This window comes from Paenibacillus xerothermodurans (assembly GCF_002220865.2).
GTDB lineage: Bacteria > Bacillota > Bacilli > Paenibacillales > NBRC-103111 > Paenibacillus_S > Paenibacillus_S xerothermodurans.
The window spans coordinates 214,193-226,503 of sequence record NZ_NHRJ02000004.1; the positions used below are offsets into that span (position 1 = coordinate 214,193).

Annotated in this window: 11 protein-coding genes; 2 read left to right on the forward strand and 9 right to left on the reverse strand. The window is 52.3% G+C overall.

From position 1 onward, the window contains the following. Positions 1 to 141: 141 nt before the first annotated feature. The 4 genes from CBW46_RS10380 to CBW46_RS10395 form a co-directional block, all read right to left on the reverse strand. Positions 142 to 1,824, reverse strand: coding sequence for a cache domain-containing sensor histidine kinase (locus CBW46_RS10380; protein WP_089199930.1), 1,683 nt, complete (start codon positions 1,822 to 1,824; stop codon positions 142 to 144). Beyond that, complete coding sequence (locus CBW46_RS10385) at positions 1,821 to 2,573, reverse strand: helix-turn-helix transcriptional regulator (RefSeq protein WP_089199931.1); 753 nt, start codon at positions 2,571 to 2,573, stop codon at positions 1,821 to 1,823. Before CBW46_RS10385 ends, CBW46_RS10380 begins: the two co-directional genes overlap by 4 nt. Beyond that, a complete protein-coding gene (locus tag CBW46_RS10390; protein WP_089199932.1) occupies positions 2,531 to 3,376 on the reverse strand; it encodes a response regulator in 846 nt (281 codons plus the stop codon). The genes CBW46_RS10385 and CBW46_RS10390 overlap by 43 nt, the downstream gene beginning before the upstream one ends. A 152-nt stretch (positions 3,377 to 3,528) precedes the next feature. Next, a complete protein-coding gene (locus CBW46_RS10395) occupies positions 3,529 to 4,452 on the reverse strand; it encodes a DMT family transporter (protein WP_089199933.1) in 924 nt (307 codons plus the stop codon). Positions 4,453 to 4,639: 187 nt separating this feature from the next. Between CBW46_RS10395 and CBW46_RS10400 the strand changes: the two genes are divergently transcribed. Further along, positions 4,640 to 5,206 (forward strand): class I SAM-dependent methyltransferase, encoded by a 567-nt coding sequence (locus CBW46_RS10400; RefSeq protein ID WP_089199934.1) that lies wholly within the window; start codon positions 4,640 to 4,642, stop codon positions 5,204 to 5,206. 295 nt (positions 5,207 to 5,501) lie between these two features. On the opposite strand, the gene CBW46_RS10405 is transcribed toward CBW46_RS10400, so the two are convergent. From CBW46_RS10405 to CBW46_RS10420, 4 genes are all read right to left on the reverse strand, one after another. Next, positions 5,502 to 5,795, reverse strand: coding sequence for a putative quinol monooxygenase (locus tag CBW46_RS10405; protein ID WP_089199935.1), 294 nt, complete (start codon positions 5,793 to 5,795; stop codon positions 5,502 to 5,504). Between the two features lie 71 nt (positions 5,796 to 5,866). Continuing rightward, complete coding sequence (locus tag CBW46_RS10410) at positions 5,867 to 6,694, reverse strand: carbohydrate ABC transporter permease (RefSeq protein ID WP_089199936.1); 828 nt, start codon at positions 6,692 to 6,694, stop codon at positions 5,867 to 5,869. Positions 6,695 to 6,707: 13 nt separating this feature from the next. Beyond that, entirely contained in the window at positions 6,708 to 7,586 is an 879-nt protein-coding gene (locus CBW46_RS10415; protein ID WP_089199937.1) for a carbohydrate ABC transporter permease, read from the reverse strand. Between the two features lie 209 nt (positions 7,587 to 7,795). Continuing rightward, positions 7,796 to 9,109 carry an ABC transporter substrate-binding protein gene (locus CBW46_RS10420; RefSeq protein ID WP_089199938.1) on the reverse strand — a complete coding sequence of 438 codons (1,314 nt, stop codon included), beginning with the start codon at positions 9,107 to 9,109 and terminating at the stop codon, positions 7,796 to 7,798. A 189-nt stretch (positions 9,110 to 9,298) separates the two neighbouring features. Here CBW46_RS10420 and CBW46_RS10425 point away from each other — a divergent pair, with 189 nt between their 5' ends. Further along, positions 9,299 to 10,192, forward strand: coding sequence for a helix-turn-helix transcriptional regulator (locus CBW46_RS10425; RefSeq protein WP_089199939.1), 894 nt, complete (start codon positions 9,299 to 9,301; stop codon positions 10,190 to 10,192). 170 nt (positions 10,193 to 10,362) lie between these two features. On the opposite strand, the gene CBW46_RS10430 is transcribed toward CBW46_RS10425, so the two are convergent. Further along, positions 10,363 to 12,282 carry a glycoside hydrolase family 127 protein gene (locus CBW46_RS10430; protein ID WP_089200032.1) on the reverse strand — a complete coding sequence of 640 codons (1,920 nt, stop codon included), beginning with the start codon at positions 12,280 to 12,282 and terminating at the stop codon, positions 10,363 to 10,365. Positions 12,283 to 12,311 lie beyond the last annotated feature (29 nt).

Sequence of the window (12,311 nt, forward strand, 5' to 3'; positions counted from 1 at the left end):
TGTGTTTTCCACCAACACAAAAAGGCGACCACCCCCTGTCACCACAGGAGGTGGTCGCCACTTGCGCGCTGCATGTCCTTGCGACAACGGCTGCCGCAAAATAATTCGCCTGTTGCACACGTGTATGATACACGCGTTAATCTACATTGGATGCCGCACGACAACCCTCAGCCCGGGCGATTGATTCCGGTCAATGTGAATGCCATAGTTTGCGCCGAAATGGAGCTGCATACGCTTGTGCACGTTGCTCAGCCCTATGCCGCGGGGGGCATCGCTGCCGCCCGGCACATCCAGGTGCGGGGTATGCTTGTCCTGCAGACCCGGTCCGTTGTCTTCCACGATAAAGACAATATCCCCGTCGCTGCGCTTGACGGTCAGACGGATTTTGCCCTTGCCCTCCGGCAGTTTACTCATTCCGTGTTTTACTGCATTTTCAACGATCGGCTGCAGTATCAGCTTGATGATTTTCTGCTTCATCAGGTCCGGATCCGCTTGAATAAACAATTGAAAAGACCGATTGCTGCGAAGCAGCTCGATGTCCAAGTAGTTTTTGGCGTGCTCTATTTCTCTCTCGATCGTAGTCCATTCGTCACCGTTGTTTAAGCTGAACCGGAGCAAATTTGCGAGCTTCGTCACCATAGTGGCGATCGTACTCTCCCGAACGGTTTCCGCCCGCCATTTAATCGCATCCAAAGTGTTGTAGAAAAAGTGCGGATTAATCTGGTGGTTCAAAGTCTGCAGCTCGAGCTGCCGCTTGTCGGCTTCCATTTGTCTGGTTGTGTGCAGCAGCTCGGTCATGCCGGCAATCATTTGATTATATCCTTGTGCAAGCTGCCCCACTTCGTCTGCTCTCGACCTGTTGAAGCGAAAAGGACTGAGGTTCCCCTGACCCACCTCGTCCATGTGGGCAACCATCGCACTAAGCGGACGCGTCACGCTTCGCACGATCAGATACAGCAGAAGTGAAATGACGGCCAGACTGCCGACCACTATCCACAGCGAGAAATTTTTGATCTGCTCGATGCTGCCGGCTATGTCCTGCTGAGGCACGGCCGCAATCAGCTTCCAGCCCCCCTCGTCGAGCTCCTTTTCCGCTTGAAACCATCCCGGCCGGGGGATGTATTCCGTGTTATAAAAACCGGATGACGGGTGGGAGATGATGTGGTTTTCGCTGTCGACCATAAGGAACAAATAGCGTTCGAACGACGAAGGCGACTCCAATTCCTCCAAAAAAATGTAATCTGGAATCTGAACGGCCAAAATACCAAGCGGTTCGAGATTATTCGCACGGATAGCGCGCACGTAAATGAACGTCGCCTTATGCAAATTGTCGTCCCACACGTGGAGCCAAATACCGGTGCGCTGCAGCATATACGCCCGCTCAAACAAATTAGACCCGGGCTGGAGCTTGTTCAAGGTGAGCAGCTTCCGGTAATGCGGATAATGTTCCATATTTTTGGGAAGCACGTACAGCTCGTAAGATCCCTTAAGTGAAATAATCACGTCTACCATACCATTGATGAAGCTTACTTCTTCCTCGTACGATTTCGGCGGAGGCGAACGGAGCAGGCTCTGCAGCGGTTTGGAGGCGATCATTTTCTCCGTTTCCTTTTCCACACTTTTGAAAAACGTATTCAGCTGTTTGGCGTTGAGCTGCAGATTATCTTCCAGCAGCTGTGATGTGACTGAGGTAAGCTGACTTTTGGATTTGTCGTAAGACAGAAAACCTAACAGCGCGACAGGAAGAAACACCGATACGGACATCAGCAGAAACATCTTGTTGAAGAGCTTGTCTTTGAAAGCGAAATGTCTCTTCTTTTTCATTTTCCGTATCGATACTCCTTGGGAGTCTGCCCTGTCCGTTTCTTGAATACGTTCCCAAAATGCTGCAGATCGTGATAACCGACGGCCTCGACAATCTCATAAATCTTAAAGTTTGATTCCCTCAGCAGCACCTTGGCCCGTTGAATCCGCGTTTCCGTGAGGTGATCCATGTATGACTGTCCCGTCTCCTTCTTGATCAGCTGGCTTAACCATACAGGGTGCAGCGACAGCTCATCCGCAATCACTTGCAGGGTGAGTTCTTCCATGTATCGTTCGGCGATCATCTGCAGGGCGCGTTCTACCATGGCGTTCGATGCCGGCGAGAACAACTCTTTGCTCAGGTTGATCAAATACTGGCATAGCACACTCGCCAGCTCCTCGAGCGTTCTGCATTCGTCGAACGTTTCCCACACCTTCATGGGGATCTCCTCGAGCTCCTTGGCTGTGGCGGTACTAACATGCACGTGGATTTGTGAAATATAGTTCAGCAGTTGACGAATCATATCTTCGCGGCTCACCGTGCCATCGGACATGATCGTGCAACGAATATAGCGGCTTACCCCGAGTTCAATCATCTCGTACTCTTTGTCGCAAATAAAAGCGGTCATAATTTTCGGGGATGAGAGGTCATCAGAGAGCGGTTCCGGTTGATCGGCATGAAAAAAATCGTCCGACTGGTCGGACAACGCGTTGATGCGAAACGCTTTCAGAGACTCGTGGTAGGCGGCATGAATATCCTCGAACGACACCTTTCTGGACTGGCGCCAAGAGCAATAGGGATCTTCTGGTATTGGTTAATGCCAGTGACGATCGACGTAGACAATCCTTCTATGTCCTCGTCCGCCGTTAAAATCACCCAACGGTTCTGGGGGTCCTTGAACAGCACGGAAGCCGCATGATCATGCAGCAGTTCCTGCACGACATTGCCAATGGCAAACGTCTGAAGCGAGAACTCCCGGCCGAGCGGCTTGCCGTCAGGATAGCCCTTGGTGTCCAATACGATCAGTGTCAACGCCCCATTGGCCAGCCACTCGAGCTCCCAGAGGCACAGTCTCTGGTAAAGATGCTCCTCAAGGCTCGTGCGCCGCAAACAGAAATCCGTCAGATACGCATCCCGCATCGACCGGTTGCCAATCTCTGCGAAAGCTTGCTGCTGCTTCATCTGCTGCATGAGCATGTTTTCTTGTTGAATCGACTCGATAGCTCTGCGTATTTTTCCGGTAAAATCATCCGTGCCGAACGGCTTGAGCAAATAATCCATGGCCCCTACCTGTATACTCCTGCGGGCATATTCAAAATCATTGTATCCGCTTACAACTATGACCTTAGGCTGATACTCCTGGCTGGTCACCTGTTCCACTATTTCCAAGCCTGTTATGTATGGCAGCATAATATCCGTGACAATCAAGTCCGGCCGCTGGTCCAGAATGACGGATAACGCCTCTTCCCCATTATTAGAAGTGTACAACGCAAACTCCAAATCTATCGACTCCACCGCTTTGCGCATGCCGAGCAGAGCTTCCGGTTCATCCTCAATCAAAATGAGTTTCAAGCAGAACACCTTCCAATATGCAGATATATTCTGGAATTCAAAAAGCAGGGTGCTTTGTAGAAAACACCCTGCTCAGATAATACGATAATTCGACACATAAAGCGAGTTTTTGTAAATTAATGTAAGGTCGGCTCGCGCTAACGATGCAGCGCTCAGACGCCTCCAGGCTCGACCGCGGCTTGCCGGCTGCCTAGTGCTGCAAGAGATTTCGGCTTGCGATTGACAAAAAAGATACTGATGATAATCAGCACGAGCCCGCCAAACAACGTTAGCGTGAATGGTTCATCCAAAATGATCATACCGAAAGCTATAGCAATCACCGGAATTAAGAATGTGAAAGATGCCACGCGGCTCGCCTCTCCTGCTCCGATCAGCGCGAAGAAGATGAGCCAGCCGATTGCGATGACAAACACGGAAATAAACGACAGGCACAGCACGAATGTTAAGTTCCATTCGATACTCGACCAACTCTCTGCGGCCGTGCCCAAGCCCGTCATCAATAGTCCGCCCATAATAAGCTGTGCCGTAACCAGCCAGATCGAATCGACTCTTTCGCCGATTCGCTTCACATACACCGTGCCGAGCGCCCAACTTAGGGCACTTCCGAGGGCAAGCAGAATTCCTGTGGAAGAAATTTCACCCGTCAAGCCGCCGGCACTGATCACAGCGACTCCCGCGAAGCCGAGAATAAGCCCGACAATTTTCAGCGCGAACATGGCTTCCCCAAGCCAAAGCCAGGCGAACAATCCCACCAGCACAGGCTGCAGGAACACGATCACAGAAAACAGTCCGGACGGCAAATAATTCAACCCGATCGTCTGCAGACCATAGTAAAGCACAATATTCAGCAAAGAAGAGATCGCGTACAGGTGCCAGGTCTGCTTCAAATGCAATTTACTGTATCGCGGAATAGCCACGAACAGCAGCAACAACCCGCCGAGCAATGTTCTAAGACCAGAAAACAACACAGGTGGAGTGTACGACAGTGCCAATTTGGATAAAGGCCAGTTCACTCCCCATATAATGACAAGAAACACGAGCAGCAGAGCCGTTCGTGTTCGGGGCAACTTTCCCACTAATTACCATCTCCTTGTTGTTACTTGAAATACTATGATACACCACTGAATGGCATAAGCAAAATGAAATGTTTGTCATGGAGGTGGTGCTATCACCTTGCCAGCTATTTGAGACAATATGGAATGAATTGCTCTGCTTTGGGAAAATGTAAAGATTGTACTTATCCCAAAAGGAGCGGATTCTACGTTGAGCACCTTTCTCTACATTAAAAACATGTTAAAAGATAAACACATCGCATCAATAACACCGACATCTCGATTCGGCGTGAGAAAGGTATGCAACAAAATTGATTTTTCCAAGGACAATGTCATCGTTGAATATGGGCCCGCCGCAGGCGTATTCACTGAATATTTGCTGAGCCGCATGACCAGAGGGTCGGAGCTGATTTTAATCGAACGAAATCCGAGTTTCGTAGCTATTCTGCACAAGCGGTTTAAAGATCCGAGGATGTCCATACATCATGACAGCGCGGAAAATGTAGGCGACATCTTGGCACGCCGGAATGGTGCAGCGAAAGCGGATTATGTCGTGTCCGGTATTCCGTTCACTTTTCTGCCCGACCCGGTCAAGGACCGCATCGTCTCCGATTCGCACCAAGTGCTTAACACGGGCGGCAAGTTTCTGCCTTATCAGATGTTTTTCCAGAAGGACCGTCATCTAAAGGACCATATGCACCATTACTTCCCGCGCGTGCGCGCTGAATATTGTCTGCTGAATGCTCCACCCCTGCGAATCTACGAGGGCGTGAAGTGAACCGCTCCAGCGGCCGGTGCCGGCGACCAAGGCAACTTCTGACGCAGATGCGGGCCGCATGGGCACACGTGTGATTCTGGTGCCGGCGGCATGCGCGCCCTGCAACGCTGGTGCCGACCGCGTAGGCAGCTTGTGCGTCGAGGCACACACCAAAAAACGGCTTTGGCATCGATGCCAAGCCGTTTTTTGCCCATCGTTCGGCAGATATATCCGTACCATCGCATGCTCGCGGATCTCCGAAGCAGCCGGTGCAGTGCTGCCGGGTAGGCGCACGCTGAAACGCGGGGTTCTCAGCTCAGTCGATGACCAAGTCCAGCACTTCCCGCTCTCGGCCCTCCAGCAGCGGCGCTACTTGACCTTCGATGATGTTCCGGTAATGGTCGGTTCCGCGGTGCGCTTCCATTGCTTCGATATCCGTGTAAACCTCATACAGGACGAGAACGTCAGAATGATCCGTCGGTCTATGTACCCTGAAAATCTGGCAGGCGGGCTCAAATTCTTTTATCTTCGCCTGCATTTGCTGCAAAAGCTGTATTACTTGCTGCGTTTCATTCGGTTTTACCTTATATCTCGCGATTAACGCTACCATGGGGCGCTTCTTCTCCTTCGATCGGATATGTAGATTGATTCTCTACACAGGTTACGCCATTTCTCGTCCGCTCATTCACCTTTTAAGCCGGACAAAGTCACCCCCTTGATGAAAAAGTCCTGCGCCAGAAGGAAAATAATGATCAACGGGAGCACGCTTAGAATCGTGCCGGCCATCAGGACGGGCCAATCCGTTGAATACATCCCCTCCATGGAGGCCAGCCCGAGCGGCAGGGTCATTTTGCTGAGCGTATTGATGAACACGAGCGGACCGAGAAATTCATTCCATGTGCCCATGAATACGAAGACGCCGAGTGTCGCCATTGCCGGTTTGGATAGCGGCACGAATATACGCCAATACGTACCGAACGGTGTGCATCCGTCGATTTTTGCAGCATCCTCTAGCGCGGCCGGTATCGTCATGAAAAACTGCCGCAGCAGGAAAGTCCCAAAGGCCGAAACGAGTCCCGGCAAAATGAGCGACCAGTGCGTGTCCACCAGATTGAACAGCTTCATGGCGATGAAGTTCGGGATAATCGTAACCTGGCCCGGCACCATCATTGTGGCCAAGTAAAGCGCAAACAGCGTGTCACGAAAACGAAACCGCAGCCGCGCGAACACATAGCCGGCCATAGAACTGGTGAACAGTTGGAAGATCACGACGATCACCGTAATTTTCAGGCTGTTCAGAAAAAGTGTGCCAAACGGAAAGCGATCGGATATCCGAAAGTAATTTTCCCAATGCAGCGCGTCGCCAATCAAGGTCGGCGGAAAAACGAATACGTCCTGCAGACTCTTGAGTGACGTGCTGAGCGTCCATACAAATGGAAAGATCATGGTGAGTGCACCCAACCCCAGCACGAGATGAGCGGTGATTCGCAGCCCGAGCTTCATTTTCATCGGAATGACCTCCTCAATAAGAGCCCCATTTTTTCTGCCGCCAAAACTGTATCAGCGTGATGACCAACACTATGAAAAACAATACGTACGCCATAGCGCTGGCATAGCCCATACGGAAATACATAAACGCATTTTCATATAAGTAATGCACAATCACCGAAGTAGACCGGGCAGGTCCGCCCTGCGTCATCAGGAATACCGCATCGAACACCTGGAAGGAATGGATGAATGCCATGACGGTAACGAAAAAAGTGGTGTGTGTGAGCAGAGGAACCGTGACATAGCGGAATTTGTCCATCCAGCTGGCACCATCGATCTCGGCCGCTTCGTAGTAGTCATGGGAGATCGATTGCAGCCCGGCGAGGAAGATTAGCATGTTAAAGCCGAGACCTTTCCAGACACTTGTGATAATGACCGCAGGCATAGCCCAGACCGTGCTCGTCAACCAACTCGGTCCTTTGACGCCGAACAGGCTGAGAAAATAGTTGAGTGCGCCGTATTCCGGGTTGTAAATCCACTGCCATACGACCGCCACGGCGACCATTGACGAGATCACAGGCAAAAAATAGGCTGCCCTGTAAAACTTTTTCCCTCCTATGCCGACGTCGAGCGCTACTGCAAGAAATAAGGAAATTACGATACTAAGCGGCACCGACACGGCGGAAAAGTAGATGGTGTTCCAGAACACTTTCACGAATGTTTCGTCGTGCAGCAGCTCTTTATAGTTTTGCAGGCCGACCCATTGAATGGGCGTCAGCATATCCCATGCGGTGAAGGAGAGGATGAATGAGGCTACCACCGGAAAGAGCGTGAATAAAGTGAAGCCGATCATATTAGGCAGCAGAAGCAGAACCGCCCATGTGCCGTCCCTGTATAATAATCTCCCGAACATTACCGTCACCTCCGCGGCTGTCGCCCCGGCGAAATCCGGAGCACAGCTGATACGTTATATTCTGCAGCTCTGGCTGGGGCTGGCCTTTGGGGCACCGCCTGGCGCGGCACCGGGCCGGCCATTGCCGAGCCTTTCGTCAGTGCGGCATCCGCACAGTGGTTCCACGGCCACTGGGCTGAACGCCACTGGGCGCACGGTGCCACGCAAACTCATTGCCTCGCCAGCTCTTCATTGGACCGGGCTTGGATGCTGCCGAGCGTTTGGTCGGCGGTCTGTCCGGCGTACCAGTACTTATCCATTTCCTCCGTTATGATGGCCGTAACTTTGTTGGAACGCAGTAAGGCGGACGGTGTCACCCGGGCATTGAGGAAATATGGGATCAGATCTTTGAACCCTTCCGGATGCACCTTGTCATTGTGCCATTTGGCGATACCCTCTTCGGTGTACATCGATTTCCGGTTCGGCATCCACAGCCCCTCTTTGATCAGCTGCGCCTGATAATCTTCGGAGGAGAGGAAGTCGATCAGCTGCCATGCCTCCTTCGGATGCTTGGTTTTGGCAGAGGCAGCGTGCACATGGGCTTGACCATGTGTAACCGCTTCCTTAAACTTCGGAAGTACGGCCACCCCTACCGGGAAATTCATCTTTGCCAGCTCCTGCAAAGCAAAGGATCCCTCTGCGAGCATCGCAACCTTGCCGGTTTGCAGCATTTGGGCGCCCTTCATCCCTATATTCTCGAGCATTTTCGTCTCCGGGGCTGCAGCGTGCTTTACCCGCAGGTCGAGATGATTCTGCAGCACCGTGCTGACTTCGGGCGAATGAATCACCGACTGCGTACTGTCTTTGTTATACATCTCGCCGCCGTTTGAAAATATTTGCGCCGTGACAATGTTGAAATTTTCAAACCCAAACGCCCCGTATTGTGCAATTTTGTCACCGTCTTTCACAGTGAGCTTCCGCGCAGTGTCGACAAACTCATCCCAAGTCCATGCGTTTGCCGGATCGCTCGGCGGATAAGGTACTCCAGCTTTATCAAACAGCTGTTTGTTGTAAAACAACACCGGCGACACCGTGCAGCTGCTCACCCCATACACTTTGCCATCGATTTGCATGATCTGTGCAGCCGATGGGATGAAATCGTCCAGCTTATACTTCTCGTCAAATTGCGGCGTCAGATCAAGCAGCACATTCCGCTTTTGAAAAGCACGGTACTCCGCGCTGCCTAAGAAAAACACATCAGGAGCGGCATTCCCGGATAGCATGGTGAGCAGTTTGGACGGATATTGCGCGTTAGGCACCGGTGTATATTCGACCTTAACGTGGGGGTGGGCCTCCATAAACCGCTTCAACCCGTTTTTGACACTTTCCGTTTCCAGCGGACTCGCTTCCCAGCCCATGAACTGCAGTGTAACTGTCTTTCCGTCTCCTGTTGCATCCCCGCCCTCACCGGAGCCGGGCCCCCCAATGGAGCAAGCCGACAGCATTAGTGACATCAGGCTTACTGTTACGAACCTTTTTTTCATACATTTGTCCCTCCCTTGACCGGTTATTTTTATCTTATCAACCTGCCATTATTTTGTCGGTAGTCGGAAAAACAGATTAGGTGGTCAAATATGACCTTTTATCAATCGGGGACATATGCGGCGGCCGGTCGCGGATTAGGTGGAAATGGGACAACATATAGTTAAAAACAAAAAAGGAGGCAACAACCTATGCAAACGTTGAAGGCTGATATACAAAAACCGATGCAGTTCATATCTGCGGGACAATTCGTGTCGGAAGTACCTTGGTCGCACAGCAGGCGGAGCATTGACAGCTACGAAGTGATCATCGGCGTCCAGGGCACGCTATATATTCAACAGGAGGATACTCCACATGAGGTCAAACCGGGGGACGTGCTTCTCTTGCTGCCAAATCGGGTTCACTTTGGTCATGCCGTGTGCGATAAGGACGTATCGTTCTTCTGGTTTCATTTTCACTGTTCGGGAAATCATACGCTCATCGATGATGCCCGGATGGCTGAGGAACTGCGATTGCTTCGCACCCGGCAGGACGCGGAACAGCTGGTCGCAGACATTTACATTCCGCTGTTCTCCACCCCGCGCGGCATTGAACGGCTGAACATACTGTTCCAGCAGCTGCTGCATGTAGCTAACGCCAACTATTACACGTACCAGGGCACGCACTACTTGCTGACCACCCTGCTAATCGAACTATCCGAGCAGACGATCAGCGAGTTTACCATCGGCCACAACAAAAAGCATTCGGAAATCAACCTCGCCCGCATCATGGAGTGGACACGCATTCATGCGCTGACCAACATAAGCGTTTGCTCGATCGCCGAGAAATTTAATTACAACAAAGATTACTTGTCCCGCTTTTTCAAGCAGAAGACCGGGATGAATTTACAGGAGTATATCCATCTGCTTAAGCTGGGGAAGGCGAAGGATCTGCTGTCACGGACCAATCAAAATATTAAGGAGATCGCACAGACCGTTGGCATCAGGGACGAAAAGTATTTTATGAAACTTTTTAAAAAGTACGAACAAATGACGCCTTCCGAGTTTCGGAAGGCGTTTTATCTAACGCATATGAACAACAAGTGAGACATGCCTATCTGCAGTAGTGGTAAGGCATACGGCCGTGGCAGCGGCTTCAAAATTAAAAAAGGGATACTTGCAACGTAAGCATGCGCGCGGTCAAGTACCCCTGGCTTTTGTTGACGATAGAAACTCTTCCTTACGTTATGCCACGATATACCTGTTGGGAGAATCGTCTACTGCTCCCTGATCCAGACGAGCATTTCACCGGCTTCGCGGTTGGCCCAGGCGTAATACGGTATTGCGGTGAGATCTACCTGCCGCCGGCCGAACACGTCCGTGGTGTATAGTTCATCATCCGCTGGCATCTCAGATCGCCAGCCGGTTGTTTTCAAGGTCACCACACCATCCAATAAGCTTGGATCGTAGTCGGAGGAAAAAGCGGCATTGCGGGACAGAGTGACATCACGCAGGTTGGCGCCATTGTCCGCCTCTTCCAGGCAGTACACCACCGGACCGCGCTGCACCGCAATGGCGCCGGCATTCGCGCGCAAAGCGGGATGCGAGCGCACAATCTCCACCGGCATTGGAAGCGTCAGCTCAACCTTATCACCCGGCTGCCAAGTGCGCGTGATCTTTGCATATCCGCGCTCTGCGCAGGATGCTGGATCAACCGGCTCACCGTTCACCGTGATACCAGGATTTTTGCACCAGGCCGGCAAGCGCAGCGCGAGCGTGAATTCCGCAGGCCGGTCGGGCGATACGGAGAAGAGCACTTTATCACGCCACGGGTAAGCTGTCTGCTGCACCAGTTCGAGCTCAGCCCCGGCGATCTTATGACGGAACGTGTTGGATGCGTACAAATGAACATACACTTCCCGGTCGTTCACCCCATACATGTATTGACCGAGCGAAAGCAGGAGCCGGGCGATGTTGGGAGGGCAGCAGGCGCAGGCAAACCAAGGCTGGCGCGTGCCCTTCACCTTGTTCATATCGTTGCGGTGCTCGCACGTCGACGGCCATACCTCCAGCGGATTGACGTAAAAATATTTGGTCCCGTCCAACGAGATACCGCTAAGCAGCCCATTATACAGGGCCCGTTCCATCACGTCCGCATATTCGCCGTCCGCTTCGAGCTGCAGCATCCGGTTGGCCCAGAACACGAGACCGATGGCGGCACAGCTTTCCGTGTAAGCGCGTTCGTTCGGCAGATCATAATCGACCGTGAACCGTTCCTCATATGCCGATGAGCCAATGCCGCCGGTTATGTACATCCGCTTGCGGGTCGTGTTGCGCCATAGCTCCTTTAACGCGTCGAGAAGCGAGCGGTCATCGTATTCTGCCGCCAAATCGGCCATCCCGGAATACAGATACACGGCGCGGACAGCGTGCCCTTCCGCCGTGGTTTGTTCGCGGACAGGCAGGTGAGATTGAAAATAATCGTAGCCCCGTTGGCCGAATCTGCTTTCCGTGCGTGCCTGCTGCTCACCGTCGAAGAAATGCGGCTGCCTGCCGCGTTCGTCAACGAAGAACTTGCTCAGCTCCAGATACGTCCGGTTGCCGGTGGACTGATATAACTTCACCAGCGCCAGCTCTATTTCGGGATGCCCGTCGTAGCCGTGCCGCTGAGTGGCACCCGCACCGAACTCGGCCGCAATGCAATCGGCAAGCGAACACGCGATATCAAGCACCTTGCGTTTGCCGGTGGCTCGATAATAAGCGACAGCCGCTTCGATGAAATGGCCCGCAGTGTACAGTTCGTGATCGTCGCGCAGGTTCGTCCATTTGCCATCCGGCTTTTTCACGGTAAAGTACGTGTTCAGATAACCGTCTGGCTGCTGGGCACGACCGACCAGATCGATGGCCTCATCCGCGATCCTCTCGAGCGCTTCATCGCGCTGCAAGCTGAGCGCGAAACCGACCGTTTCAAGCCACTTGGAGAAATCCGTGTCCTGAAACACCGCACCGGCGTACTCACCTTCCGCCTCCCCTGCGGCGATGCGGAAATTTTCCATCGCATGACTCGGAGCAGCGCCTGGCATCCTATCGTTCAGCACCTCCCATTGATACGGGATAACAACATCACGTACCAACTGTTGCCGCTTGGACCAAAACTCGTCATGCATGTGCACCTGCTTCATAGAAATCGCTTTCATCTGTCTCAATGCCCCATCCACCTTTCCAT

Coding starts and splice junctions, on each gene's coding strand:
- CBW46_RS10410 (WP_089199936.1), bottom strand. CDS start 6,694: ATGAAAATGAAGCTCGGGCTGCGAATCACCGCTCATCTCGTGCTGGGG.
- CBW46_RS10430 (WP_089200032.1), bottom strand. CDS start 12,282: ATGAAAGCGATTTCTATGAAGCAGGTGCACATGCATGACGAGTTTTGG.
- CBW46_RS10405 (WP_089199935.1), bottom strand. CDS start 5,795: ATGGTAGCGTTAATCGCGAGATATAAGGTAAAACCGAATGAAACGCAG.
- CBW46_RS10380 (WP_089199930.1), bottom strand. CDS start 1,824: ATGAAAAAGAAGAGACATTTCGCTTTCAAAGACAAGCTCTTCAACAAG.
- CBW46_RS10415 (WP_089199937.1), bottom strand. CDS start 7,586: ATGTTCGGGAGATTATTATACAGGGACGGCACATGGGCGGTTCTGCTT.
- CBW46_RS10420 (WP_089199938.1), bottom strand. CDS start 9,109: ATGAAAAAAAGGTTCGTAACAGTAAGCCTGATGTCACTAATGCTGTCG.
- CBW46_RS10425 (WP_089199939.1), top strand. CDS start 9,299: ATGCAAACGTTGAAGGCTGATATACAAAAACCGATGCAGTTCATATCT.